Annotated in this window: 23 protein-coding genes and 1 riboswitch; of the genes, 7 read left to right on the plus strand and 16 right to left on the minus strand. The window is 71.6% G+C overall.

What is annotated here, in order from left to right; genetic code table 11:
• Positions 1-354 precede the first annotated feature (354 nt).
• The 3 genes from ACFYWQ_RS29405 to mnmA all read right to left on the minus strand — a co-directional run bounded on the left by ACFYWQ_RS29405 (position 355) and on the right by mnmA (position 3,728).
• Positions 355-1,209 (minus strand): RloB family protein, encoded by an 855-nt coding sequence (locus ACFYWQ_RS29405; protein ID WP_389520433.1) that lies wholly within the window; start codon positions 1,207-1,209, stop codon positions 355-357.
• Positions 1,206-2,489 (minus strand): ATP/GTP-binding protein, encoded by a 1,284-nt coding sequence (locus ACFYWQ_RS29410; RefSeq protein ID WP_389520434.1) that lies wholly within the window; start codon positions 2,487-2,489, stop codon positions 1,206-1,208. Before ACFYWQ_RS29410 ends, ACFYWQ_RS29405 begins: the two co-directional genes overlap by 4 nt.
• Positions 2,490-2,603: 114 nt before the next feature.
• Positions 2,604-3,728 (minus strand): tRNA 2-thiouridine(34) synthase MnmA, encoded by a 1,125-nt coding sequence (gene mnmA / locus ACFYWQ_RS29415; protein ID WP_389520435.1) that lies wholly within the window; start codon positions 3,726-3,728, stop codon positions 2,604-2,606.
• 119 nt (positions 3,729-3,847) lie between these two features.
• Between mnmA and ACFYWQ_RS29420 the strand changes: the two genes are divergently transcribed.
• Positions 3,848-4,537 (plus strand): N-acetylmuramoyl-L-alanine amidase, encoded by a 690-nt coding sequence (locus ACFYWQ_RS29420; protein ID WP_389520436.1) that lies wholly within the window; start codon positions 3,848-3,850, stop codon positions 4,535-4,537.
• Between the two features lie 78 nt (positions 4,538-4,615).
• On the opposite strand, the gene ACFYWQ_RS29425 is transcribed toward ACFYWQ_RS29420, so the two are convergent.
• From ACFYWQ_RS29425 to ACFYWQ_RS29435, 3 genes are all read right to left on the minus strand, one after another.
• Positions 4,616-5,785, minus strand: a complete 1,170-nt coding sequence (locus tag ACFYWQ_RS29425) for a cysteine desulfurase family protein (protein WP_389520437.1) — start codon at positions 5,783-5,785, stop codon at positions 4,616-4,618.
• Between the two features lie 369 nt (positions 5,786-6,154).
• Positions 6,155-6,421, minus strand: coding sequence for a DUF4190 domain-containing protein (locus ACFYWQ_RS29430; RefSeq protein WP_389520439.1), 267 nt, complete (start codon positions 6,419-6,421; stop codon positions 6,155-6,157).
• A 20-nt stretch (positions 6,422-6,441) separates the two neighbouring features.
• On the minus strand, positions 6,442-6,609 hold the full coding sequence (locus tag ACFYWQ_RS29435; RefSeq protein WP_389520440.1) for a hypothetical protein: 168 nt from the start codon (positions 6,607-6,609) through the stop codon (positions 6,442-6,444).
• A gap of 121 nt (positions 6,610-6,730) precedes the next feature.
• Between ACFYWQ_RS29435 and ACFYWQ_RS29440 the strand changes: the two genes are divergently transcribed.
• Together ACFYWQ_RS29440 and ACFYWQ_RS29445 are read left to right on the plus strand one after the other, a co-directional pair.
• Entirely contained in the window at positions 6,731-7,375 is a 645-nt protein-coding gene (locus ACFYWQ_RS29440) for a TetR family transcriptional regulator (RefSeq protein WP_389520442.1), read from the plus strand.
• A gap of 267 nt (positions 7,376-7,642) precedes the next feature.
• Positions 7,643-7,780: a hypothetical protein gene (locus ACFYWQ_RS29445; protein ID WP_389520444.1), complete on the plus strand. Its 138-nt coding sequence runs from the start codon at positions 7,643-7,645 to the stop codon at positions 7,778-7,780.
• A gap of 362 nt (positions 7,781-8,142) precedes the next feature.
• Here ACFYWQ_RS29445 and ACFYWQ_RS29450 read toward each other — a convergent pair whose 3' ends face one another.
• The 10 genes from ACFYWQ_RS29450 to ACFYWQ_RS29495 all read right to left on the minus strand — a co-directional run bounded on the left by ACFYWQ_RS29450 (position 8,143) and on the right by ACFYWQ_RS29495 (position 19,775).
• On the minus strand, positions 8,143-9,000 hold the full coding sequence (locus ACFYWQ_RS29450; RefSeq protein ID WP_389520446.1) for a thioesterase family protein: 858 nt from the start codon (positions 8,998-9,000) through the stop codon (positions 8,143-8,145).
• Positions 9,001-9,062: 62 nt separating this feature from the next.
• Positions 9,063-9,719, minus strand: coding sequence for a trimeric intracellular cation channel family protein (locus ACFYWQ_RS29455; RefSeq protein ID WP_389520448.1), 657 nt, complete (start codon positions 9,717-9,719; stop codon positions 9,063-9,065).
• Positions 9,720-9,782: 63 nt separating this feature from the next.
• Positions 9,783-11,117 carry an ABC transporter ATP-binding protein gene (locus tag ACFYWQ_RS29460; RefSeq protein ID WP_389520449.1) on the minus strand — a complete coding sequence of 445 codons (1,335 nt, stop codon included), beginning with the start codon at positions 11,115-11,117 and terminating at the stop codon, positions 9,783-9,785.
• Positions 11,114-12,208, minus strand: coding sequence for an ABC transporter ATP-binding protein (locus tag ACFYWQ_RS29465; protein WP_389520450.1), 1,095 nt, complete (start codon positions 12,206-12,208; stop codon positions 11,114-11,116). Before ACFYWQ_RS29465 ends, ACFYWQ_RS29460 begins: the two co-directional genes overlap by 4 nt.
• A complete protein-coding gene (locus tag ACFYWQ_RS29470) occupies positions 12,205-13,212 on the minus strand; it encodes an ABC transporter permease (RefSeq protein ID WP_389520452.1) in 1,008 nt (335 codons plus the stop codon). The genes ACFYWQ_RS29465 and ACFYWQ_RS29470 overlap by 4 nt, the downstream gene beginning before the upstream one ends.
• Before the next feature lie 82 nt (positions 13,213-13,294).
• The gene (locus tag ACFYWQ_RS29475) at positions 13,295-15,052 is read right to left on the minus strand and encodes an ABC transporter substrate-binding protein (protein ID WP_389520454.1); all 1,758 of its coding nucleotides are present in this window, start codon (positions 15,050-15,052) and stop codon (positions 13,295-13,297) included.
• 68 nt (positions 15,053-15,120) lie between these two features.
• Entirely contained in the window at positions 15,121-16,119 is a 999-nt protein-coding gene (locus ACFYWQ_RS29480; protein WP_389520455.1) for an ABC transporter permease, read from the minus strand.
• Between the two features lie 498 nt (positions 16,120-16,617).
• Complete coding sequence (locus tag ACFYWQ_RS29485; protein ID WP_389520456.1) at positions 16,618-17,415, minus strand: enhanced serine sensitivity protein SseB C-terminal domain-containing protein; 798 nt, start codon at positions 17,413-17,415, stop codon at positions 16,618-16,620.
• 126 nt (positions 17,416-17,541) lie between these two features.
• Positions 17,542-18,348 carry an enhanced serine sensitivity protein SseB gene (locus ACFYWQ_RS29490; RefSeq protein WP_389520458.1) on the minus strand — a complete coding sequence of 269 codons (807 nt, stop codon included), beginning with the start codon at positions 18,346-18,348 and terminating at the stop codon, positions 17,542-17,544.
• A gap of 752 nt (positions 18,349-19,100) precedes the next feature.
• Positions 19,101-19,775, minus strand: coding sequence for an AAA family ATPase (locus ACFYWQ_RS29495; RefSeq protein ID WP_389520460.1), 675 nt, complete (start codon positions 19,773-19,775; stop codon positions 19,101-19,103).
• 171 nt (positions 19,776-19,946) lie between these two features.
• Positions 19,947-20,040: riboswitch (glycine riboswitch) on the plus strand.
• Between the two features lie 194 nt (positions 20,041-20,234).
• Here ACFYWQ_RS29495 and gcvT point away from each other — a divergent pair.
• The 4 genes from gcvT (at position 20,235) to ACFYWQ_RS29515 (ending at position 24,731) form a co-directional block, all read left to right on the plus strand.
• A complete protein-coding gene (gene gcvT / locus ACFYWQ_RS29500) occupies positions 20,235-21,362 on the plus strand; it encodes a glycine cleavage system aminomethyltransferase GcvT (RefSeq protein WP_389520462.1) in 1,128 nt (375 codons plus the stop codon).
• Between the two features lie 130 nt (positions 21,363-21,492).
• Positions 21,493-21,870: a glycine cleavage system protein GcvH gene (gene gcvH, locus ACFYWQ_RS29505; RefSeq protein ID WP_385068641.1), complete on the plus strand. Its 378-nt coding sequence runs from the start codon at positions 21,493-21,495 to the stop codon at positions 21,868-21,870.
• Positions 21,871-21,884: 14 nt separating this feature from the next.
• Positions 21,885-23,147 (plus strand): serine hydroxymethyltransferase, encoded by a 1,263-nt coding sequence (gene glyA / locus ACFYWQ_RS29510; RefSeq protein WP_389520463.1) that lies wholly within the window; start codon positions 21,885-21,887, stop codon positions 23,145-23,147.
• Positions 23,148-23,363: 216 nt separating this feature from the next.
• Positions 23,364-24,731, plus strand: coding sequence for an L-serine ammonia-lyase (locus ACFYWQ_RS29515; protein ID WP_389520465.1), 1,368 nt, complete (start codon positions 23,364-23,366; stop codon positions 24,729-24,731).
• The last annotated feature ends 94 nt before the right edge of the window (positions 24,732-24,825 follow it).

Here is a 24,825-nt window from a genome sequence, read left to right on the forward strand (position 1 = left end):
CCACGTCCTCAGGGAGGCTCGGCGATTCTGCCCGCTCCCAGCGCCCGTACATGGGCTGGTACTGCGGCCGTGAAACCTCATGGGGATCATGTCCCAGCTCGGTCCACGCGTAGCACCAGGAACAGAACCACCGTTCCTTCACCGGCAGGTCCCACGCCGCTCGCGGTTCCGCTACCGGCGCCTGCCGCATCTCGTGTCCACACACATCACACGTCACAGCCGGATCCTGCCATGGCAAATGCCCACCTACCGCTGGCAGCAGGACCCTGGGCCGAACCACATTCTGATAGGGGTTCTCAGTAGGACCGCACTCTCCAGCGAGCAGGTCCTCGACGACCGCACTCTCGATTACGGCTACCCCGACCGGTCGTCGACGACGCCGAGGCTGACCAGCAGCCGCCACACGTCGGTGGACGGGTCCCGCTGGAGAACGAGGCAGTCCTCGGCATGCCCCGAGCGGGCGGCCCACTTCCTGTCCGACTCCGGGACGCTGTCGCGCGGTACCGCCTTGGGCTTGCGGTTGTCGGCCTTGCAGCCGCCGTGCTCGCACTGGTTCACCAGGGACCGGGCGTGACGCACAGCCTTCCGCGCCGCGTCGTCGTCATCCAGCGCGTCCCGGCGATCGCCCTTGACGCTTTTGTCGTTCTTCACGTCGAAGGACCGGAACGCCGAATGCGCCGCCCGCAGCTTCTTCACGACGTCCTTGTTGCTGCCGCTCTGCCGCCCGCTCATCGCCTGGAAGTGCAGGAGCAGCCACAGGTCGAAGGAAGGGTGCGAGAAGCACACCTGGATGTTCGCGGCGGCCGCGTCCGCGAACGCCTTGGGGATGTCGTTGTGCCGGTCCCGGTCGAACAGAACCCACGCCTCCTCGCCGTCGGCCTGCTTGTGCCCCAGCACGGCGGCGACGGTCCTGGAGGGGATGAGACCGTTCTTGGCGCTGATCGGGTGGATCAGGAACGGCTGCCGCTCGCCGTCCCCTCCGTCGCCGTACCGGGCGTTGAGGTGATCGAGGTACTGCGGCTCGGTCACCTCGCCCTCACAGGCGATGAACAGGACCCGCTGCTCCTTGGAGACCGGCGGCCGGTACGGGACGGGCGCGAAGTGGTCGTTTCTGCTTCCCCTGCGCTTGCGTGACGCCCCTGCTCCCTCGGTCTCTCCGGCCCCTGTGCCGACGCCGTCGTCGTACTGCCGTCCACCCCGCCTGCTCACGCTGTTTCCTTCGCCTCCTGCCATGACAGTTCACGAGCGATCGCCCCCGCGCCGACCCGCGGTACGCCGCCGTAGCGGCCGCGCAGGTATCCGGTCTCCAGGTCCTCGTCCTCCGCCGGGTGGGCGGCGGTCACGGGATAGACGCTGGTCGCCCCGGAGCGCTCCTTCGCCGCGATCCACACCTGTTCCCGGTCCAGCGGACGGTCCAGTACCGCGCTGCCGAGCAGGGTGGCGTCATGCGTCGTGAAGATGAGCTGGGCGTTGTTCGGGTTGGCCTTCGGGTCCTGGAAGATCCGTACGACCTCGGCGGCCAGGGTCGGATGGAGGCTGGAGTCGAGTTCGTCGACCAGCAGGGTCGTGCCGTTGTCCAGCACCGTGAGCATGGGGCCGAGGAACGCGAACCACGCGTGCGTGCCGAACGACTCCTCGCGCAGGAACTCCAGCGGGACGTCCCCGCCGTCCGGAGTGCGGTGCCTGAGCCGGATGCCGCCGGACTCCGGGTCGACGTCGATGCCGGTGATGCCCAGGTCGGCGATGGCAAGAAGCTGGAGGATGCGTTCTCTGTAGGCGTGCTCCGAGTGCTTCGCGGACGTCCCGGTCAGCATGTGCTGGGTGAACGTCGTGCGTCCCGTGATGTCCTCACCCGGCGTGACCAGCCACAGATTGTCCAGGAACCAGCGGTGCAGTGCCGAGAGCACGGGATCATTGAGGGTGGCTCCGGTGGAGAGGAACAGCGCGTCCGCGCGGGTGTACTCCACCAGGTCCGCACGGCGTTTCTCGGCGATGCCCATCCCTTCGAAGACGAACTCCGGGCCTTCGGCGGACGGCCGGCCCGCCTCCCGGTCGAACCAGACCTGGCGCTCGCCGTCGGGATAGGCATGCAGCCATTCGGCCTCGACGCGCTCGTCGGACAGTTCGAAACCGTAGGTGTAACGGATCTTCCGTTGACCGAGGACCAGGTCGACCTCGAAGAGGGTCGTCTCGTCCGCGCTCTCACGGTCGAGTTTGAAGGGCTGACGGGGTACGCCGGGCGACTTGGGCCAGTCCGCGAACGAGGTACGCACCGCCTCGCGCATGGCGGTCATCGCGCTGAGCAGGTTGGTCTTGCCGGACGCGTTGGCACCGAAGACCCCCAGGACCGACAGTCCCGGAACCGGCCGGTGGTCGTACTCGATGCCGGTGTCCCGGGCAGTCCCGTCCTTCAGCCCGGTACCGATCAGTGAGAGTTCGCACTCGTCACGGATCGACCGGTGGTTCGCCACCCGGAAACGGAGGAGCACCCTCAACCTCCTGGCGGACGGGGAGGCGGCCCCGTCGGTCACTTCCCCTTGCGGACGATCCGCAGGGGAAGCCTATGACGGCACCGGGCCCGGGGCCAGCCCCGAAGATCTTTTCTAGGCCACCCCGGCCGTCGCGCGCGTGGTCGACGCGATCGTCGCCGATCCCACCACCCGGGTGCCGTCGTACAGCACGATCGCCTGGCCGGGGGCGACGCCGCGGACGGGGTCGGTGAACGTGACCTCCAGGCGGCCGTCGACGAGTGCCGCGGTCACCTCGGTCTCGCCGCCGTGGGCGCGCAGCTGGGCGGTGTAGGTGCCGGGGCCGGTGGGGGCGGCTCCGCACCAGCGGGGCTTGACGGCCGTGAGGCCCGTCACGTCGAGGGCGGCCGCGGGGCCGACCGTCACGCGGTTGTCGACCGGGGAGATGTCGAGGACGTAGCGCGGCTTGCCGTCGGCAGCCGGGGTGCCGATGCGCAGGCCCTTGCGCTGGCCGATGGTGAAGCCGTACGCGCCGTCGTGCGTGCCGAGCTTGTTGCCGGCCTCGTCGACGATGTCGCCCTCGGCCGTGCCCAGCCGCCGCGCGAGGAAGCCCTGGGTGTCGCCGTCGGCGATGAAGCAGATGTCGTGGGAGTCGGGCTTCTTGGCGACGGCCAGCCCCCTGCGCTCGGCCTCGGCGCGGATCTCGTCCTTGGTGGTGACGGTGTCGCCGAGGGGGAAGAGGGCGTGGGCGAGCTGCCGCTCGTCGAGCACGCCGAGGACGTAGGACTGGTCCTTGGCCATGTCGGAGGCCCGGTGCAGGGCGCGGGAGCCGTCGGGCAGGGTCACGATCTTCGCGTAGTGGCCGGTGCACACCGCGTCGAAGCCCAGGGCGAGCGCCTTGTCGAGGAGCGCGGCGAACTTGATCTTCTCGTTGCAGCGCAGGCAGGGGTTGGGGGTGCGGCCGGCCTCGTACTCGGCGACGAAGTCCTCGACGACGTCCTCGCGGAAGCGGTCGGCGAGGTCCCAGACGTAGAAGGGGATGCCGATGACGTCGGCGGCGCGGCGGGCGTCACGGGAGTCCTCGATGGTGCAGCAGCCCCGCGCGCCGGTGCGGAACGACTGCGGGTTCGCGGAGAGCGCGAGGTGGACGCCGGTGACGTCGTGGCCGGCTTCCGCGGCGCGGGCGGCGGCGACGGCGGAGTCGACCCCGCCGGACATGGCGGCGAGGACGCGGAGGGGACGCTGTGAGGTCTCAGTCATAGCCCTTCAAGAGTACGGGGGCGCGGGGAACCGCGGGCCGCGGATATCCGTTGGGCGGATCGAGGGGCCGGGTGGGCGCGGTGGGCGCCCGGGAGCGGGGACGGGCGCGGGGGGCGAGGATGCGGGACGAAGAGGGGCAGGGCGGGCGTATGGGGGCGCGGGGCAAGGACGCTGACCGACGGCTCGGGCGGCGGGCGCTGCTGGTCGGCGGGGCGGCGGCGGCCGTGGGGTCGGCGGTGCTGGCGCGGGACGAGCTGGCGCGGCTGTGGTGGCGGGTGCCGGGGGTGGAGAAGCCGCGGGTGGAGGGTGCGGTCGACTTCCGGGGCGCGCGGTGGGTCGCGGCGTCGGAGGCCAACTTCCGCTGGGCGGACCGGCCGGACGACTACGGCATCGACCGGGTGGTCGTCCATGTCACCCAGGGCGACTACGCGAGCGCGGTGCGGGCCTTCCAGGATCCGGAGCACCAGGCGGCCGCGCACTACATCGTCGGCCAGGACGGGCGCGTGGCGCAGATGATCCGCGAGCTGGACGTGGCGTACCACGCGGGCAACCGCGCGTACAACGAGCGGAGCGTCGGCATCGAGCACGAGGGCTTCGTGGACCGGCCGCAGGACTTCACCGACGCCATGTACACGGCGTCGGCGCGGCTGACGGCCGGGATCTGCCGACGGTACGGCATACCCGTCGACCGTGAGCACATCATCGGGCACGTGGAGGTGCCGGGGACGGACCACACCGACCCGGGCGAGCACTGGGACTGGGACCGGTACCTGCGGCTGGTGCGGGAGGCGCGCACGGCGTCCGCGTGACCGGGGTGGCCGCTTCCCACGCGGTGGCGGCGGCCCGGGGCGCCCCCCACCGTGTGGGGAGCGGGTCCGGGTCGGGCTCTACGTGAGTCCCGCGGCGCGGGCCCGTTCGACGGCCGGGCCGATGACCTTGGCGACGGCCTCGACGTCGGCCTCGGTGGAGGTGTGGCCGAGGGAGAAGCGGAGGGTGCCGCGGGCCAGGTCCGGGTCGGTGCCGGTGGCGAGCAGGACATGGCTGGGCTGGGCGACGCCGGCGGTGCACGCGGAGCCCGTGGAGCACTCGATGCCCTGGGCGTCCAGGAGCAGCAGCAGGGAGTCGCCCTCGCAGCCGGGGAAGGTGAAGTGGGCGTTGGCCGGGAGGCGGCCCTCCGGTGCCGGGTCGCCGCCCAGGAGGGCGTCCGGGACCGCCGTGCGGACCGCGGTGACCAGGGCGTCGCGCAGGGCGCCGATCTCGCGGGCGAACCGCTCGCGCCGCTCGGCGGCGAGGCGTCCGGCGACGGCGAAGGAGGCGATCGCGGGGACGTCGAGGGTGCCGGAGCGGACGTGCCGTTCCTGGCCTCCGCCGTGCAGGACGGGCACGGGGGTGCGGTCGCGGCCGAGGAGGAGGGCGCCGATGCCGTAGGGGCCGCCGATCTTGTGGCCGGAGACGGTCATCGCGGCGAGGCCGGAGTCGGCGAAGTCGACGGGGACCTGGCCGAACGCCTGGACCGCGTCGGCGTGCAGGGGGACGTCGAACTCGGCGGCCGTCCGGGCGAGTTCGCGGACCGGCATGAGCGTGCCGATCTCGTTGTTCGCCCACATGACCGTGGCCAGGGCCACGTCGGCGGGGTTGCGGGCGATCGCCTCGCGGAGCGCGTCCGGGTGGACGCGGCCGTACGCGTCCACGGGCAGGTACTCGACCGTCGCCCCCTCGTGCTCGCCCAGCCAGTGCACGGCGTCGAGGACGGCGTGGTGTTCGACGGGGCTGGCGAGGACCCGGGTGCGCGCCGGGTCGGCGTCCCGGCGGGACCAGTACAGGCCCTTCACGGCGAGGTTGTCGGCCTCGGTGCCGCCGGAGGTGAAGACGACCTCGCTGGGGCGGGCGCCGAGCGCTTCCGCGAGGGTCTCGCGTGCTTCCTCGACCGTGCGGCGGGCCTGGCGGCCGGCCGCGTGGAGGGAGGAGGCATTGCCGGTGACGCCCAGGTGGGCGGTCAGTGCCTCTGCCGCCTCCGGGAGCATCGGGGTGGTCGCGGCGTGGTCGAGGTAAGCCATGGTGAGGCGATTCTACGGCGCGCCGTCCGCGCGTCTCGGGCGGCCGCCCCCGGAGCGGCCCGACGGGTCGCACGGCGAGCCGACGGCATCCCCGGCGCGGACGGCCCCGGGGACGGCGGCACGCCCTGGGCGAACGGCCTCAGAGGCGGCGGCGGCGCGCCCGGGCGGAGCCGCACACCACGCCTGCCCAGCACCCGGCCTGGACGGCCACGGGACGGCTGCAAAGCCGAACACCGCACCCGCCCCACACCCGGACTGGACGGCCACGGGCACGGCGGCACGCCCCGCACGGACGGCCTCAAAAGCGGTGGCGCGCCCTGCGCGAACGGCCGCGGGAGTGGCGACTCGCGCCGCCCGCCCGTCCGCCCGTCAGAAGCTCCACGAGATCGTCGAGTCCGCCTGTATGAACGCGGCGAGGACCACCAGGTCGGCGACGCCGAGAGTGAGGCCCAGCAGGGCGCGGCCGCGGCGCTCGGTGCCGCGCCACAGCGCCACCGAGGCCAGGACGATGGCGATGGGCCCGAGGAAGACGTTGAGGACCAGGAGGCCCACGAGGCCGAGGACGAAGGACGCGACGGCCATGCCGTCGGTGTCCCGGATGCCCGTGCGGCGGGTGGTGGGCGCGGTGAGGTGCATGGTCGTTCCGCTCCTTCCGGTCAGTGGGTCGAGGTGTGACGGCGGCGGCCGTGGCGCTCGCGGAGCGCGAAGACGCCGAGCCAGGCGGCGATCACGGCGGCGGCGGCCAGGCTGAACCCGAGCGGCGCGTGGGCGACGGTGCCCAGGACGACGCCGAGCAGCAGAAGTGCGACGACGAGGAACAGCACGGGATCGGATCCCCTCCGTGGACGGTCGGTGAACAGTTGTGGGTACAGTTGTTCACTGACTACCCAGTCTAGCCCGCCCCACTGCTTTGCAATGACAGGTAACAGTTGTTAACTAAATGACATGAGTCACACGCTCGGCATTCGTCAGGCACAGAAGCAGAAGACGCGTCAGGCGCTCCTGGACGCGGCGCTGGTGCTGCTGGAGGAGCAGAGCCTCAGCAGCCTGGGCCTGCGCGAGGTCACCCGCGCGGTCGGGGTGGCCCCGACCGCGTTCTACCGGCACTTCCGCTCCACGGCGGACCTGGGCGTGGCCCTGGTCGAGGAGGCGCTGGGCAGCCTGCACCCGCTGATCCGCACCACCGTGACCGCCGCCGACTCCAGCGACGAACGCATCACGCGCGCTGTCGAGTTGATCGCCCGTCATGTTCACGCGTACCCCGCGCATGTCCGTTTCATCGCCCGCGAGCGACACGGCGGGGTCCAGCCGGTCCGCGAGGCGATACGGGAGCAACTGGGCCGGTTCGCCGAGGAGGTGAAGGCCGAGCTGGCCGAGGACGACGAGGCGGAGGGCTGGAGCGACGACGACCTGCTGATGCTCGCGCACCTCTACGTCGACCAGATGCTCATCACGGCCTCGCTGTTCCTGGAGGTCCAGGAGGCGGCGGCCGGCGACGAGCCCTCCGCGGAGGCCCGTGAGCGGGTCGCCCGGCTCGCGACACGGCGGTTGCGGCTCATCACCGTCGGCCGCCACCACTGGCTCGACTGAACCGGGCGGTCCGGCACACGCGGGAGGGCGGCGCACCCACCCCGAGTACGCCGCCCTCCCGCGCCCGCCGGTCCCCCGGCACCCGCCGGTCCCCGAGGCACCCGCCGGTTCCCCGGCACCCACCGGCCCTACTGCGCCCGCCGATTCGACTGCGCCCGCCGGTTCTACTGCGCCTGCTGGCTCTGCTGCGCCTGGCCGCCGCCCGGCCCGCCGCAGCCGCCCTGGCCGCCACCGGGACCGCCGCCCTGGCCGGGCCCGCCGCTCGGCATGCCCGACGGCATACCGCTCGGCATCCCGGAGGGCGACCCCGTCGGCATCCCCGAGGCGGCGCCCGACGGTGCCCCACTCGGCATCCCGGACGGCATGCCCGAGGGCATACCGCTCGGCATCCCGGAGGGCGGCTGACACGTCTGCTGCCCCGAACTGCCGCTGTCCGTGGACGACGAGTCGCTCGAACCGCAGGCCGCGAGGGCGAGCGGCGAGAGCGCCAGGAGGGCCACCGCGGGGACGAGACGCACCGACCCGAGTACACGCTTCATGAGAATCAGCTCCATGGAGGATGAGGAATTCCTGAGGTGCGGTACTCAACCAACGGCGGATAAGCCTTTGTTGGGGTCTTCCTGTTCCCCTCCTGTCAATCGGGCAAAGCGCGGCCCAAGGAACCGCCCTGACCTGGGAGTTCACCACGCCCGACGTCGGCGCACCGGTACAGCTCCGTGACAGAGACGGCCGCCCGCGGCCGTTCGCCGACGGGCCGCGCGGGTCCCTCAGCCCAGCCTGACCCGGGCCAACTGGCGTGACTGCGCCACCAGCCGGTCCTCGCTGTCCCACACCTCGGCGTCCTCCTCCAGGAAGCCGCCGGCGAGGTTGCGGGTGGTGATGGAGACGCGCACGGGTCCCGGAGCCGGACGGGAGCGGACGTGGACAGTGAGTTCGACCGTGGGCACCCAGCCGGCGATGCCCAGGTCGAACGCGGTGGGCGGCAGGGCGTCCACGGCGAGGAGCAGCGAGAGGGGGTCGGCGTCGCGGCCGTCCGCCAGCCCGAACCAGGCCCGCACCTCGCCCTTGCCGGACGGCTGCCCGAGCGCCCAGCCCACGGTCGACGGGTCGAGCTTGAGCATCAGCCGCTCGGCGATGGGCTGCTGGTCGGCGCCGGCGGCGGGGGCGGGCCCGTCCGCGGGGCCGAGGCACTGGCCGATCGGCGGGACGGCGGGGGGCTTCGCGGAGGTGCGGACGTCGTCGGGGAGGGCGTCGAGGTCGCCGTAGGTGGCGAGGACGCGGATGCGTTCGACCTCGCGGCCCTGCTCGTCGTACTGGAGGAGCGACGCCTGGCCGGTGGAGAGGGTGCGGCCGGTGCGGACCGTCTCGGTGCGGACGACCGCCGGGCCGGGGCGGGAGGCGCTGAGGTAGTGCGCGGAGACGGTGAACGGGTCGTGGTGCGGCAGGGTGTCCGCGAGGGCGCGGGCCACGACGGCGAGCAGGTAGCCGCCGTTGACGGCGCCGAAGATCGTCCAGCCGGCCGAGAGGTCGGTGTCGTAGACGCCGGGCTCGCGCGCGGTGACGGCGGTGTCGCGGTCGAACTCGCTGTCCCCGACGGCGGCGGGGGCGGTAGCTGCTTCAGGCATGGCTGAACGGTACAACAAGCGATTACTAAGCGGTAGCTTTTCAAGGGGCCCCAGGGCCCCACCTACTCCTCGCGCACCGTCGAGCGGCGGTTCCACGCGCGCGGCGCCCGCCAGTGGAACCGCATCGCGAGCAGCCGCAGCACGAAGGCGGTGGCCGCGGCGACCCCGCTGGCCAGCGGGGTGAGGGCGTCGTAGCGGATGCAGAGCACCACCATGGTGGCGCCCACGATCGCCGGGACCGCGTACAGGTCGCGGTCCCAGCGCAGCAGGGACGGCACCTCGTTGGCGAGGACGTCGCGCAGCACACCGCCGCCGACCGCGGTGGCCAGCCCCAGGGCCGCCGACGCGGTGAGGCCCAGGCCGAAGTCGTACGCCTTCGTCGTGCCCGTGACGCAGAAGAGGCCGAGGCCGGCGGCGTCGAAGACGTTCACACCGGTCTGGATGCGCTCCACGTGCGGGTGCAGGAAGACGACGAGGAGGGCGGCGAGCAGCGGGGTGAGGAAGTACCCCAGATCCGTGAAGGCAGCGGGCGGTACGGCCCCGATGACCAGGTCGCGGAACAGCCCGCCGCCCAGTGCGGTGACCTCGGCGAGGACGGCGATGCCGAAGACGTCGAAGTTCTTGCGGACGGCCAGCAGGGCGCCGGAGATCGCGAAGACGAAGATGCCGATCAGGTCGAGCGTGTGCTGGACGGAGGGGCTGAAGATTTGCTGGAGCACCCTTCCATTCTCGCCCAGCGATGAGCCCCCGCCTTACATTGCAAGGCGGGGGCTCGGCACTGCTTACTTCTCCTTGGAGGGGGTGTCCTCGGTGGTCGGGGACGGGGTGGGAGACGCCTCCTCGGCCTCCCCGGCCGCCTCCTCCGGGGCCTCCCCGGCCGCCTCCTCCGGGGCCTTCGCCGGAGCCTCCTCCGCGCCCTCCCCGGCCGCCTCTTCCGCCTCTTCCGCCAGTGAGGCCACCGCCTCCTCCGTCAGTGAGGCCACCGCCGCCGACGTCTCCGCCGACCGGGCGAGCACCTCGTCGGCCACCAGCTCCGCCGCCTCCTTCGCGGCCGTCAGCAGGACGGTGTCCTGCGGGGCCTGGTCCGCGAAGTTCTCCGGGTGGTGGCAGGCGACCTGCTGGCCGGGCCGCAGCTCGACCAGCTGGGGCTCGGTGGTCTTGCAGATCTCCGTCGCCTTCCAGCACCGCGTGTGGAAGCGGCAGCCGCTGGGCGGCGAGATCGGCGAGGGCACGTCGCCCCGGAGCAGGATCCGCTCGCTCTTGGCGGTGCGGCGCCTGGGGTCCGGGATGGGCACCGCCGACATCAGCGCCTTGGTGTACGGGTGCATCGGCGTGCGGTACAGCAGATCGCGGTCGGCGAGCTCCACGATCTTGCCGAGGTACATCACCGCGATCCGGTCGGAGACGTGCCGGACCACCGACAGGTCGTGCGCGATGATCACGTACGTCAGGCCGAGCTCCTGCTGGAGGTCGTCCAGCAGGTTCACCACCTGCGCCTGGATCGACACGTCCAGCGCGGACACCGGCTCGTCCGCGACCACCAGCTTCGGGTTGAGCGCGAGGGCGCGGGCGATGCCGACGCGCTGGCGCTGGCCGCCGGAGAACTCGTGCGGGTAGCGGTTGTAGTGCTCGGGGCTGAGGCCCACCAGCCCGAGCAGGCGCTGGACCTCCTTCTTGACCCCGCCCTCCGGCTCGACGCCCTGGAGCCGGAACGGCGCCGAGACGATGGTGCCGATGGTGTGCCGGGGGTTCAGCGAGCCGTACGGGTCCTGGAAGATCATCTGCACGTCCCGGCGGAGCGGGCGCAGGCCCTTGGTGCCGAGGTGCGTGATGTCCGTCCCGTCGAACGTGACCGACCCGCCGGTGGGCTCGATCAGCCGCGTGACGAGCCGGCCCATGGTCGACTTGCCGCAGCCGGACTCCCCGACGACACCGAGGGTCTCTCCCCTGCGCACCTCGAAGTCGATGCCGTCGACGGCCCTGACCGCCCCGACCTGCCGCTGGAGCAGGCCCTTCTTGATGGGGAAGTGCTTGACCAGGCCCTCGACCTTGAGCAGCGGTTTCTCGTCGTCGGTCCGCGGGGCCGGCACGGCGGCCCGGGTCTCAGTCTCGCTCACAGATTCGGCGCAATCTCTTCGGTCCAGATCCGCGTACGGTCCTCGGGCGAGAGGTGGCACGCGGTGAAGTGCCTGCTGCCGACCTCGTGCAGCTCGGGCCGTTCGGTGCGGGTGATCCCGCCCTTGGGGACGTCGGCGTACGGGCAGCGGGGGTGGAACGCGCAGCCCGAGGGGACGTTGATGAGGCTGGGCGGCTGGCCCTTGACCGGCTTGAGCCGGTCGGTCTGGTCACGGTCGATGCGCGGCATCGAGCCGAGCAGGCCCCAGGTGTAGGGGTGCTTCGGCTGCTCGAAGATCTCGTCGACCGGTCCGCGTTCCACACAGCGCCCGCCGTACATCACGAGGATGTCGTCGGCGATCTCGGCGACCACTCCGAGGTCGTGCGTGATGATGACGACCGCGGAGCCGAACTCCTTCTGCAAATCCCGGATGAGGTCGAGGATCTGCGCCTGGACGGTCACGTCGAGCGCCGTGGTGGGCTCGTCCGCGATCAGCAGCTGCGGGTTGTTGACCAGCGCCATCGCGATCATCGCGCGCTGGCGCATACCGCCGGAGAACTCGTGCGGGTAGCTGTCGACGCGCTTGTGCGGCTCGGGGATGCCGACGCGGTCGAGGAGTTCGACGGCGCGCCTGCGGGCGGTCTTCTTGTCGACGGCGTGGTGGACGCGGTAGGCCTCCACGATCTGGCTGCCCACCGTGTAGTACGGGTGCATCGCGGACAGCGGGTCCTGGAAGATCATCGCCATGTCGCGGCCCCGCAGCCGGCGCACCTCGTCGGGGCTCGCCGAGACGAGTTCCTTGCCGTCGAGCCAGATCTCGCCGGACATCCGCACGTTCTTGCCCCGGCTGCCGAGGCGGTGCAGGCCCATGACGGCGAGCGAGGTGACGGACTTTCCGGAGCCGGACTCGCCGACGATGCCGAGGGTCCTGCCCTTCTCCAGCTGGAAGGAGAGGCCGTCGACGGACTTGACCAGGCCGTCGTCGGTCGGGAAGTGCACCTTCAGGTCGCGCACGTCCAGGAAGGCGCGGTCGGCGCCCTCGGCGCGCACGGGCTCGCCCACGGCGGCCCCGGTCTTGGAAACGTCGGTCACGAGAGCCTCACCCGCGGGTCGACGGTGGCGTACAGCACGTCCACCACCAGGTTGCAGAGCACGACGAAGAAGGCGGCCAGCAGGGTGACGCCCAGGATCGGCGGCAGGTCGTTGTCGGTGATGGCCGCTACGGCGTACTGGCCGATACCGGGCAGGGAGAAGACGGACTCGGTGATCACGGCGCCGCCGAGCAGCAGGCCGATGTCCATGCCGAAGACCGTGACGATCGGGGTGAGCGCGGCCCGCAGGCCGTGCTTGAAGACGACCTTGCGCTCGCCCAGGCCCTTGGCCCGGGCCGTGCGGATGAAGTCCTCGCTCATGGTCTCGAGCATGCCGGACCGGGTGAGCCGCGCGTAGACGGCGGAGTACAGCAGTGCCAGCGAGCACCACGGCAGGAACAGGGTGTTGGCCCACTGCGAGGGGTTCTCGGTGAACGGCACGTAGGTCCGCCCGAAGATGCCCAGCTCGTAGCTGAAGACGAGCAGGGCCAGCTGGCCGGTGAAGAACATGGGGAGCGACACACCGGCGAGCGCCACGCCCATCGCGGTCCGGTCGAAGAACGAACCCGGCTTGAGCGCCGAGACGACTCCGGCGGCCACACCCGAGACCAGCCACAGCACGGCGGCGCCCGCGGCCAGCGAGACGGTCACCGGCAGCCGGTCGACCAGCTGCGGCCAGACCTCGACGTGGTTCTTGAAGGAGTAGCCGAAGCAGGGCACCTCACAGTCGGCCGTGGTGGGGCCGAGGTTGTAGGTGGTGCCGGAGACGATCCCCTTGATGAACTCGAAGTACTGCTCGTAGACCGGCTTGTCGAGCCCGAGGTTCTGCTTGACCGCCAGGATGTCTTCCGGCGAGGGGTTCTTCCCGATGTACTGCGCGGCCAGTTGGTCGGGGCTCTGCCCGGCCAGTCTCGGCAGCAGGAAGAAGATGCCGAAGGTGACCGCGGTGACGACCAGCAGCAGGATCACTGCCGCGACCGTCCGGCGGATGATGTACGAGATCACGGGGACCGGCGCCGGCGCCCGCGGACCGTCCGGCCCGCGGGCGCCAATGCCTTCACCTGCCTTCCAGGGCTTCTGCTGCGCGCTACTTCTTGGTCGTGCCGAGGTTCAGAGCGTCGTACTGACCGCTCCAGGCGGCCGACGAGACCACGTTGGTGGCGTACGGCGAGCGGTACAGCAGGACCTTGAAGTAGGTCAGCGGCACGATCACGGCCTCGTCCATCGTCTTCTTGTCGACCGCGGCGTAGGCGGCGTTGCGCGCCGACTCGTCCGAGTTCTGGATGGCGTCGTCGAGCAGCTTGTTGACCTCGGCGTTGTTGAACGCGGAGAGGTTCGTGTTGCCGGACGGGCTGATCGCCTTGCCGTTGAGGATCTGGTTCAGGAAGCCGTAGCCGGTCGGCCAGTCGGAGCCCCACTGCATCATCATGATGCCGATGCCCTGCTTCTTGGCGAACGCCGGGACACCCGCGTAGTCCGTGAAGTACTTGCCGGACGGGTACTGCTTCAGCTCGGCGTTGATGCCGATCTTCTTCAGCGAGTCGATGATCGCGGTGGCCGCGTCGACCTCCTGCTGGCGGTCGCTGCGCGCGGAGATGTAGGTCTTGAAGCCCTTCTCCTGGCCGCAGGCCTTCAGCTGCTCCTTGGCCTTGGCCGCGTCGCCCTTGTTGCCGGTGGTGGCGTAGGCGTCGAACTTCTGGTAGCCGATGACGTCCGGCGGGAGCACGGTGGTGGCGATGTCACCGCGGACCGGGCCGCCCTGCGCGGTCTGCACGGCCACCTTGTCGATGGCGTACTGCACGGCCTTGCGGCACTCGACCTTGTCGAACGGCGCGACCTGGGTGTTCAGCGCCGCGTAGACGAGCCGGCCACCGTAGGTGTTGTCGGTGTTGGCCTTGAGGTCCGCGTCGGCGAACAGCTTGGCCTGGGTCTGGGTGTCCACACCGCGGCCCGCGAGGTCGACGATGGTGCTGCCGTCGATCAGGTCCTGGTCGATGGTGGCCTGGTTGACCTTCAGGTTGACCACGATCTTGTCCGGGTACTGCTTGCGCAGCGGGTCGGTCTTGGCGTCCCACTGGTCGTTGCGGACCAGGGTGACCGACTTGCCCTCCTCGTAGCTCGCGAACTTGTACGAGCCGGAGGAGACGATGTTCTTGACGTAGTCGACGCCGGTGTCCTTCGCCTGCGGCACGGGAGCCGTCTGCGGCGCGGTGACCAGGTAGTCGAAGTCCGTGAACGCCTGCTTGAGCTTGAAGGTGATCGTGTACTTGTCCGGCGTCTCGATGGACGCCAGGCCCTTCGCGCTCTTGTCCTTGTACGGGCCCTTGTAGCTGTCGCCGCCCGCGAGGAACTGGGCGAAGTAGTTCGGGCCGAGGGAGAGGACGTCACGGGCGAAGTTGGAGCGCTCCACCGCGTACTTGACGTCGGCCGAGGTGATCTCGGTGCCGTCCTGGTACTTCACGCCCTGGCGGATCTTGTACGTCCAGGTCTTGCCGCCGTCGGACGACACGCCCTTGGACTCCGCCAGGTCGGGCACGATCTCGTTGCCCTTCTCACCCGGGGCCGGGTTGAAGGTGAGCAGCGGACGCGCGTAGAGCCGGCTGAAGTTGTACATGTACGCGTAGTACGTGTTGCCCGGGTCGAACGAGTCCGGGACGTCGGACATCGCGTAGGTGACCGTGCCGCCCTTCTCCGTCGAGGCGTTCACGACCCCCTTGGTCGCGGCGTTGGCAGCGGCCTTGTTCCCGCTGTCGTCACCGCTGCCGTCGTCGGCCTTGCTACAGCCTGCCAGGAGCAGGCCAGCGCTGCTGATGGCCGCGACTACGGCCAATGCTGACCTTCGCATGTTGGTCGCATTCCCCTTCGTAGGTGGACACTTGGTATGGACGCGGACAGCGTCCGCGACCGCAGACGTCAGCGGCTGCGGGGGTCGAGTGCGTCCCGGAGGCCGTCACCGAGGAGGTTGAACGCCAGCACGGTGATGAAGATGGCGAGACCGGGGACGATCATGTACTGCGGATCGACCTGGAAGAAGTCGACGGCCTGGTTGAGCATGCCGCCCCACGAGGCCTGCGGGGGCTGGATGCCGACGCCGAGGAAACTCAGTGAGGCCTCGAAGAGGATGTTGGTGGGGATCAGCAGCGTCGAGTAGACGATGATCGGCGCCACCAGGTTGGGCAGCAGCTCCTTGAACAGGATGTACGGCCCGCCGGCGCCCATGCCCCGGGAGGCGTCGACGAACTCCCGCTCGCGCAGCGCCAGCGTCTGGCCGCGCACGATGCGGCCCATGTACGGCCAGTTGAAGAAGCCGATGACGAAGATCAGCACGAGGATGTGCAGCGGAAGGCCCTCCAGCCCGAACGCGCCGCCCTGGAGCGTCGCCGAGATGGCGATGGCGAACAGCAGCAGCGGGAAGGCGAGGAAGGTGTCCATGAGACGGCTGATGACGGAGTCGACGCGTCCGCCGTAGTAGCCGGCGACGAGGCCGAGGACGGTGCCGATCACGTTGGACAGGATCGTCGCCCCGAAGGCGACGACGAGGGAGACCCAGGAGCCCTCGAGGATGCGGGCGAGGATGTCGCGCCCGAACTTGGGCTCCACACCGAGCGGATGGTCCCAGCTCATGCCACCGAAGTCCCCCTGGGGAAGGGTGGTGTTGGGGTCGATCAGGTCCTGGTGGAAGGCGTTGGGGTCGAGGCCCAGCAGCGCCTGGAGCGGACGCGACAGGGCGGCCGTCAGGATCAGCAGCACGACGATGACGCCGCCGGCCACCGCCGCCTTGTCCCGCTTGAAGCGGGTCCAGGCGATCTGTCCGAGGGAGCGGCCCTCGATCTGCCGGGACTCGGCGCCCGCCAGTACGGCCTCGGGTTGGGCCTCGGCCTGCGATCCGGTGGTCTCGATCGGTGCCGTCACAAGTGCCCTGCCCCTTCTCGCCGGCGGTGACCGGCCTTCATACCGCCGCTGTCGGCGCTGTGATTCGCTTGCGTGCTGCGCGGCGGCCGCAGGTGGTACGGCCCAACTGCCCAGCCGATCCCCGGACGGGTACGCCTTCACAGGATCGACACGGCCTCGCGTCTGAGAGGCGAGTCTTCAACGCGCTCATGATCACGCGCCAGATCTGTCGACGAAAGTATGCCTAACCGTGATGCCGACATGGGGAATCCGTTATCCGAACGCGGCATGTCGCCTTCCGGAGAGGCAAGGACCCAACATCAGTGCGACACACGCGAGTTGACGCACCACTCAGCGTGACGGAAGCCCCGCTCCGCGGCGCCGTAGCGACGAGGACGGCGAACTTCGCGAAACGGGCGGGCCATCGGGTGATCCCGTGTCACCACGGCCCGGAGGGGGTACCGCCGCGACCGGTTCCTCGGCGGGCCCGACACGCGCGCCGGACACGGGGGGTGACGGTCAGTAGGGGCGCGGGCCCGGGTAGCCGTATCCGGTGGCCGGGGCCTGGGCGGGGGCCGCCGGGGCGTGGGCCTCACGGTCGTAGAACGGGCGGGAGTGGCTGCGCATCCACATCACGACCGGGTCGTAGTCGTCGCTCATGGCGACCGTCGACACCGGCAGCCCCTCCGGCACGGCGCCAATGGACTGCTGCATCATCGCCCGCACCGCGTCCACCGCCGGCGGGGAGGTGTCGTACACGTCGAGGCCCAGGGCGAGGTAGGGCGCGCCCAGCGCGGGCTGCACCCAGGCGCGGCGCAGCGAGCGCAGGGCGGGGGTGCGGTGGGCGTTCTGGGCGAGGAGGGCGTAGAACTGCGGGATCTCGATGGCGGGTTCGGACAGCCGCAGGGGTCCGGCGGGCTGGCGCTCCAGGCCGGTGGCGATCCGCCGCAGATCGAGCCAGGGGATGCCGACGCCGCCGCCGGGGGCGTGCGGGTTCAGCCAGAGGCCGTAGTGGTCCGGGTAGAGCGTGCGCGCCACGTCCAGGCCGTCGACGACCTCGTACGACCTGTTCCAGCCGCTGGCGGAGAGCTCCTGGGCGGAGGTGACGCAGGGGGCGTAGCCGTGGCCCTCGACCTCCATGGTGCCGTACTGGGCGTCCGGGGAGCCGGCCTGTCCCTGCCACAGCAGCATCCAGACCTGGCCGGTGGTCGGTGTCGCGAGCGCGCGCAGGAGCGCCTCGTAGGCGTCGTAGCGCCCGGGCGTGACCTGGCGCAGCATGTGCTCGACCTGCCCGGCCGCGATGCCGCTGGCGCTCACCTGTACCGCCCCTTCTCTCGGTTGCCCCGCGTCGGGGACAAGCTTAGGCGGCTCCGCCGACAACGGGCGCCCACCGAGGGGTGGGTTGTCCGTCGCCGGCGGTCGCGGGGGTGTCCGGGCGGGCGCTCAGCCGGCCCTGGTGTAGAAGGGGCGGACCCGTTCCTTCATCCACCGGCCCACCGGGTCCTCCGTCACGTCGAGGAGGACGAGGTTGACCGGCCACTTCGGGGGCACGGCGCCCAGGGCCCGGCCGAGGGCCTCCAGGGGCAGCGCCCTCAGGTCGCCCTCCCACACGGAGAGTTCCACGCCGACGAACATGACCGGGTCGGCCGTCTCGATGGCGGCGAGGCAGCGGCGGGCCGTGAGGACGACGCCGGTCGCCTCGAACTCGGCCGAGGCCGCGGTGAGGAAGTCGACGGGGTCGTCCTGCCAGTCGGGCTCGAAGAGGCGGACCCGGCCGCCGCTCGACGGGCCGTCCAGCGGGGTGCGCACCGTGCGGCACAGCTCGGCCACGGCCGGCGGGGGCAGCGGCATGCCGACCACGCCGTCCGGGTTCAGCGCGATGCCCACCTGCGGTGGAAGGCCGCGGGCGAACTCGACGGCCGGCGCGATGGTGTACGACATGTGCGAGCCGACGACCTGGCGGAACTGCTCCTCCGAGCTGAAGACGGGCACGAAGGCCTGGCCGTCGAGTTCCAGCGTGGGCAGGTCGAGGGGGCCGCTGTGCGGCCCGCCGCCGCTGGGCAGCGGGATCCACACGAAGCTGCGGCCGAGCACCTCCACGATCCGCCCGCCGGCCTCCGGCACGCCGAGGGAGGCCGAGAGCACCTCCTCCAGCTCGTTGCCGGGCCATCCGCCGTGCGACGGGGGGTGCGCCTGTGCCGGGAAGTCCGCGAAGTGGTCCGCCGGGAAGTCCGCCGGGGGGAAATCCATCTGTCTACCGCCTGCTGGGAACCGCTGCTGGAGCTGAAAGGCTAGCGGGTACCGCCAGCCGACCCCACAGCCCACGGCACGGCACGGCACGGCAAGGGCACCCGCCGGCCGCTGCTTGCGGCGCGGCACCGCAAGGGCACCCGTCGGCCACTGCCCGCGGCGCGGCACCGGAAGGGCGCCCCTCGGCCACAACTCGCGGCGCGGTACCCGAAGGGCACCCCTCGGCCCCAGCCCGAGCCCGCGGCTCCTGACCGGCGGGGCCGGTCGAGGCGGGAGGGAGTCCCCGCGCGGCCCTAGCGCACCCGGGCGCCGGTCCGGTGCCCCACGCGGGCTGCCACCCCGCACCGCCGACCCGGCAGGGCCGGCCGAGGGGCAGGAATACGTCCCCGCGCCACCCGAGCGGGACGCGGGCGCCGGTCCGGTGAACCGTGCGGGCGACCGCCCCGTACGGCAGGGCCGACAGGTCCGGCCGAGGCGGGAGCGTGGGCCCCCGCGCCGCCCTAGCCGGGGCACCCGTCCGGTGCCCCACGCGGGCTGCCACCCCGCACGGCCGACCCGGCAGGGCCGGCCGAGGGGCAGGAGTACGTCCCCGCGCCACCCGAGCGGGACGCGGGCGCCGGTCCGGTGAACCGTGCGGGCGACCGCCGCGTACGGTCGGCCCGGCGGGGCACCGGGTCCGGGCCTGCGGCCTGCCGCGCCCCGCCGCCGGGGAAGGGAGGTCAGGGCGGACAGGGTGGACGAGGGCGGGCGGATCAGCCTGTGAAGGCGATGCGGCGGAGGGCGTCCGCCGCGGGGCGGTCGAGGAGGATCGCCGAGCCCCAGCCCTCGGGGAGGCGGCCCCGCTCGACGGAGCGCAGGAGGCGGGAGGCGGCCCGGCGGTGGCGCAGGAAGGCGTAGCGGGAGACGCCCCGGCCGCGCTCGCGCTGGCCCTCCAGGGCGGTGCCGGGGGTGACGTCGAGCATCAGCAGGTGCAGGGTGCCGCCGCGGCGGCGGGCCTCGCGGGCCAGCCAGGCGCGCACCCAGGCCTGCGTGCCGCAGTCGTGCACCACGACGCCCTCGCCGGTGCGCACGGCGCGGCGCAGCCCGGCGTAGTGGGCGACGCGGACGAGGGGGCGGTAGAGCGCGTAGGGCAGGAAGCGCGGCACGCGGACGTCCCAGCGGTCGCGGGTGTCCTGGGAGTCGATGCGGACGCCCTTCACCGTGCGCCGCATCAGGGTGGACTTGCCGCTGCCCGGCAGGCCGGTGACGACGACCAGGTCGCGGGGGCCGAACAGCAGGCCGTGCGGGCTGTGGCCGGCGCGGTCGCGCAGGTCGCGGACGACGGACGCGCGGGCCGTACCGCACGCCCCCCGGGCCGGGGTCGCGGGCTGCGTGGGCAGTGCGATCGCCGAGGTCGTCGCGTACGCCGTGGTCCTGTTCACCGTCATCGTCCTCCCCTGGGGTCAGACAAGTCTTCTCCCCTTCGAGCGTAAAGAGAAGGTAATGCTCGGTGTCTTCCTGTTTCGTACGCGTCCCGCCACAAGCCGGTTACAGATGCGGCCTGCCGTGACGGGGGCCGGGCGTGCAATGATGGCCGCGCCAACTGCATACCGGCCGTTTGAATCCGCGCGGGAGAGTCCCGGACCCTGTCCGGGCGCCGAAGGAGCAAGTCCCTCCCTTGAATCTCTCAGGCCCCGTTACCGCGCGGGCGAGGCACATCTGAAAAGCGGGCCGCTGCCACAGGGCCCCACCCAAGGTGCAAGTCAGAACCGCGTGATCGTCGCCGATCACCCGCGGTCATGGCGAACCTCTCAGGTTCCGATGACAGATGGGGAGGACTTTCCTCGCCCTCCCCCGCGCCCGGCTGTGCTCGCGCGGGGCCCCTCGCCCTGGGAGACGACCGTCCGATGAGCAGTACCGAACCCTCACGGCAGCGCCGTACCGCGCTCGACGCCGTGCACCGCTCGCTCGGTGCCACGATGACCGACTTCGCCGGCTGGGACATGCCGCTGCGCTACGGCTCCGAGCGCGACGAGCACCACGCCGTCCGCACCCGCGCCGGCCTGTTCGACCTCTCGCACATGGGCGAGATCACCGTCACCGGTCCGCAGGCGGCCGCCCTGCTGAACTTCGCCCTGGTCGGCGACATCGCGTCCGTCGGCGTCGGCCGCGCCCGCTACACCATGATCTGCCGGGCCGACGGCGGCATCCTCGACGACCTGATCGTCTACCGGCTCGCCGACACCCAGTACATGGTCGTCGCGAACGCCTCGAACGCGCAGGTGGTGCTGGACGCGCTCGGGGAGCGCTCCGCCGGCTTCGACGCCGAGGTCCGCGACGACCGGGACGCCTACGCCCTGATCGCCGTCCAGGGCCCCCGGTCGCCGGGCATCCTGGCGTCCCTCACCGACGCCGACCTCGACGGCCTCAAGTACTACGCCGGACTGCCCGGCACCGTCGCCGGGGTCCCGGCGCTGATCGCCCGCACCGGCTACACCGGCGAGGACGGCTTCGAACTGTTCGTGGAGCCGGAGCACGCGGTGGAGCTGTGGCAGGCCCTGACCAAGGCCGGCGAGGGCGCCGGACTGGTCCCCTGCGGCCTGTCCTGCCGGGACACGCTGCGCCTGGAGGCGGGCATGCCGCTGTACGGGCACGAGCTGTCGACCGCGCTGACCCCCTTCGACGCCGGGCTCGGCCGGGTGGTCAAGTTCGGCAAGGAGGGCGACTTCGTCGGGCGCGCGGCGCTCGCCGAGGCTGCCTCGCGCGCGGAGACGGACCCGCCGCGCGTCCTGGTCGGCCTGGTCGCCGAAGGCCGCCGGGTGCCGCGCGCCGGGTACGCGGTGGTCGCGGGCGGCGAGACGATCGGCGAGGTCACCTCCGGCGCCCCCTCCCCCACGCTGGGCAAGCCGATCGCGATGGCGTACGTCGACGCCGCGCACGCGGCACCGGGCACGCCGGGTGTCGGCGTGGACATCCGGGGCAGCCACGAACCGTACGAGGTCGTGGCGCTGCCGTTCTACCGGCGCCAGAAGTAACGGCTCAGAGCGGGGGTCGCCGCCGGGAACGGCCGGTGCGCGTGACCCTGCGCACATTTCCGCTGCTCACGAACGTATTCAGCAGTCCCCCCTTCATCAGCACTCCCCCGCGTACAGGAGAATTCAGGCCATGAGCAACCCCCAGCAGCTGCGCTACAGCAAGGAGCACGAGTGGCTGTCGGCCGCCGAGGACGGCGTCTCGACGGTCGGCATCACGGAGCACGCGGCCAACGCGCTCGGCGACGTGGTCTTCGTGCAGCTCCCGGCGGTCGGCGACTCGGTGACCGCGGGCGAGTCCTGCGGCGAGCTGGAGTCGACCAAGTCGGTCAGTGAGCTGTACTCGCCCGTCGACGGCGAGATCGTCGAGGTCAACCAGGATGTCGTCGACGATCCGGCGCTGGTGAACTCCGCCCCCTTCGAGGGCGGATGGCTGTTCAAGGTACGCGTCTCGGGCGAGCAGGAAGAACTGCTCTCCGCCGACGAGTACACCGCCTACACCGCCGGCTGAGGAGTCGTAGACGCATGTCTGTCCTGAACACGCCCCTGCACGAGCTCGACCCGGAGATCGCCGCGGCGGTCGACGCCGAGCTGCGCCGCCAGCAGTCCACGCTGGAGATGATCGCCTCGGAGAACTTCGCTCCGCTCGCGGTCATGGAGGCGCAGGGCTCGGTCCTGACCAACAAGTACGCCGAGGGCTACCCCGGCCGCCGCTACTACGGCGGCTGCGAGCACGTCGACGTCGCCGAGCAGATCGCGATCGACCGGATCAAGGAGCTGTTCGGCGCCGAGTACGCCAACGTGCAGCCCCACTCGGGCGCCTCCGCCAACCAGGCCGCCCTGTTCGCGCTGGCCCAGCCGGGCGACACCATCCTCGGCCTGGACCTGGCGCACGGCGGTCACCTGACCCACGGGATGCGGCTGAACTTCTCCGGCAAGCAGTTCGACGTGGTCGCGTACCACGTGGACGAGGCCGGCCTGGTCGACATGGCCGAGGTCGAGCGGCTGGCCAAGGAGCACCGCCCGAAGGTGATCATCGCGGGCTGGTCGGCGTACCCGCGGCAGCTGGACTTCGCCGAGTTCCGCCGGATCGCCGACGAGGTCGAGGCGTACCTGTGGGTGGACATGGCGCACTTCGCCGGTCTGGTCGCCGCGGGCCTGCACCCGAACCCGGTCGAGTACGCCGACGTCGTCACCTCCACCACCCACAAGACGCTGGGCGGCCCGCGCGGCGGCATCATCCTCGCGAAGAAGGAGTTCGCGAAGAAGCTGAACTCGTCCGTCTTCCCGGGCTTCCAGGGCGGTCCCCTGGAGCACGTGATCGCGGCCAAGGCGGTGTCCTTCAAGGTCGCGGCGAGCGAGGAGTTCCAGGAGCGCCAGCGCCGTACGGTCGAGGGCGCGAAGATCCTCGCCGAGCGCCTGACGGCCGCCGACGCCCGCGAGGCCGGGGTGAACGTCCTGTCCGGCGGCACCGACGTGCACCTGCTCCTGGTCGACCTGCGCGAGTCGGAGCTGGACGGCCGGCAGGCCGAGGACCGTCTGCACGAGGTCGGTATCACCGTCAACCGCAACGCGGTGCCGAACGACCCGCGCCCGCCGATGGTCACCTCCGGCCTGCGGATCGGCACGCCCGCCCTCGCCACCCGCGGCTTCACCGCCGAGGACTTCGCCGAGGTCGCCGACGTGATCGCCCAGGCGCTGAAGCCGTCCTACGACGCGCAGGCGCTCAAGGCCCGGGTCGTCGCCCTGGCGGACAAGCACCCGCTGTACCCCGGTCTGAACAAGTAGGTCCCCGGTTCTCGGCGGGGCGTCCCGCACACTCGTAGGTGGGTGTGCGGGACGCCCCGGACCGGCGCCACCCCGGTGCGGCGATCCCGCGCCGGTGGCACACGGGTGCGGCGACCTCGCGCCCGGTGACACGCCGAGCCCGCACCACCCCTATGCGGAGACCCCGCACCACCCCGATGCGGCGACCCCGCACCACCCCCGTCCCGAGGAGTCACCGTGGCCATCTCGGTCTTCGACCTGTTCTCGATCGGCATCGGCCCGTCCAGCTCCCACACGGTCGGCCCGATGCGCGCGGCGCGCATGTTCGCCCGCCGGCTGCGCAACGAGGACCTGCTGGCCTCCGTCGCCTCCGTCCGCACGGAGCTGTACGGCTCCCTCGGCGCCACCGGCCACGGCCACGGCACCCCGAAGGCCGTCCTCCTCGGCCTGGAGGGCGACTCGCCGCGCACGGTGGACGTGGAGACGGCGGACGAACGGGTGGAGTCGATCAGGTCGGCGGGCCGGATCCGGCTGCTCGGCGAGCACGAGATCCCGTTCTCCTACGACGACGACCTGGTCCTGCACCGCCGTACGGCCCTGCCGTACCACGCGAACGGCATGACCCTGTGGGCGTACGACGCGCAGGGCGCGGAGCTGCTGACGAAGACGTACTACTCGGTGGGCGGCGGTTTCGTCGTCGACGAGGACGCGGTGGGCGCGGACCGCATCAAGCTGGACGACACGCCCCTGAAGTACCCCTTCCGCACGGGCGACGAGCTGCTGCGCCTGACGAAGGAGACGGGACTGTCGATCTCCTCGCTGATGCTGGAGAACGAGCGGGCCTGGCGGACGGAGGAGGAGATCCGCGCGGGTCTGCTGGAGATCTGGCGGGTGATGCGGGAGTGCGTGGCGCGCGGCATGTCCCGCGAGGGCATCCTGCCGGGCGGCCTGCGGGTGCGCCGCCGGGCGGCGGTCACGGCCCGGCAGCTCCGTGCCGAGGGCGACCCGCACGCCCACGCCATGGAGTGGATCACGCTCTACGCGATGGCGGTGAACGAGGAGAACGCGGCCGGCGGCCGGGTGGTCACCGCCCCCACGAACGGCGCCGCCGGCATCATCCCCGCCGTCCTCCACTCCTACGTGAACTTCGTCCCGGGCGCGGACGAGGACGGCGTCGTCCGCTTCCTGCTCGCCGCCGGCGCGATCGGCATGCTCTTCAAGGAGAACGCCTCCATCTCCGGCGCCGAGGTCGGCTGCCAGGGAGAGGTCGGGTCGGCCTGCTCGATGGCCGCGGGCGCCCTGGCGGAGGTCCTCGGCGGCTCCCCGGAGCAGGTGGAGAACGCGGCCGAGATCGGCATGGAGCACAACCTCGGCCTGACCTGCGACCCGGTCGGCGGCCTGGTACAGATCCCCTGCATCGAACGCAACGGCATGGCCGCGGTGAAGGCCGTCACGGCGGCCCGTATGGCGATGCGCGGCGACGGCTCCCACAAGGTGTCCCTCGACAAGGTCATCAAGACGATGAAGGACACGGGCGCCGACATGTCCGTCAAGTACAAGGAGACCGCCCGCGGCGGGCTCGCGGTGAACATCATCGAGTGCTGAGCTGAGGGGCCCTGAACTGCGCCTTCTTGTCTTTCGGCGCTGTCGCGCTGTCGGGGCCTTTCCTGCTTGCGCGGCGGAAAGTCCCTGGAAACCC

The sequence above is a fragment of the Streptomyces sp. NPDC003247 genome, from assembly GCF_042888135.1.
Lineage (GTDB): Bacteria > Actinomycetota > Actinomycetes > Streptomycetales > Streptomycetaceae > Streptomyces.

Bases quoted from the DNA above. Each gene is read 5' to 3' on its own strand.
- mnmA (WP_389520435.1), bottom strand. From the start codon at position 3,728: ATGACTGAGACCTCACAGCGTCCCCTCCGCGTCCTCGCCGCCATGTCC.
- ACFYWQ_RS29420 (WP_389520436.1), top strand. From the start codon at position 3,848: ATGCGGGACGAAGAGGGGCAGGGCGGGCGTATGGGGGCGCGGGGCAAG.
- ACFYWQ_RS29425 (WP_389520437.1), bottom strand. From the start codon at position 5,785: ATGGCTTACCTCGACCACGCCGCGACCACCCCGATGCTCCCGGAGGCG.
- ACFYWQ_RS29430 (WP_389520439.1), bottom strand. From the start codon at position 6,421: ATGCACCTCACCGCGCCCACCACCCGCCGCACGGGCATCCGGGACACC.
- ACFYWQ_RS29440 (WP_389520442.1), top strand. From the start codon at position 6,731: ATGAGTCACACGCTCGGCATTCGTCAGGCACAGAAGCAGAAGACGCGT.
- ACFYWQ_RS29445 (WP_389520444.1), top strand. From the start codon at position 7,643: ATGCCCGACGGCATACCGCTCGGCATCCCGGAGGGCGACCCCGTCGGC.
- ACFYWQ_RS29450 (WP_389520446.1), bottom strand. From the start codon at position 9,000: ATGCCTGAAGCAGCTACCGCCCCCGCCGCCGTCGGGGACAGCGAGTTC.
- ACFYWQ_RS29475 (WP_389520454.1), bottom strand. From the start codon at position 15,052: ATGCGAAGGTCAGCATTGGCCGTAGTCGCGGCCATCAGCAGCGCTGGC.
- ACFYWQ_RS29490 (WP_389520458.1), bottom strand. From the start codon at position 18,348: ATGGATTTCCCCCCGGCGGACTTCCCGGCGGACCACTTCGCGGACTTC.
- ACFYWQ_RS29495 (WP_389520460.1), bottom strand. From the start codon at position 19,775: ATGACGGTGAACAGGACCACGGCGTACGCGACGACCTCGGCGATCGCA.
- gcvT (WP_389520462.1), top strand. From the start codon at position 20,235: ATGAGCAGTACCGAACCCTCACGGCAGCGCCGTACCGCGCTCGACGCC.
- gcvH (WP_385068641.1), top strand. From the start codon at position 21,493: ATGAGCAACCCCCAGCAGCTGCGCTACAGCAAGGAGCACGAGTGGCTG.
- glyA (WP_389520463.1), top strand. From the start codon at position 21,885: ATGTCTGTCCTGAACACGCCCCTGCACGAGCTCGACCCGGAGATCGCC.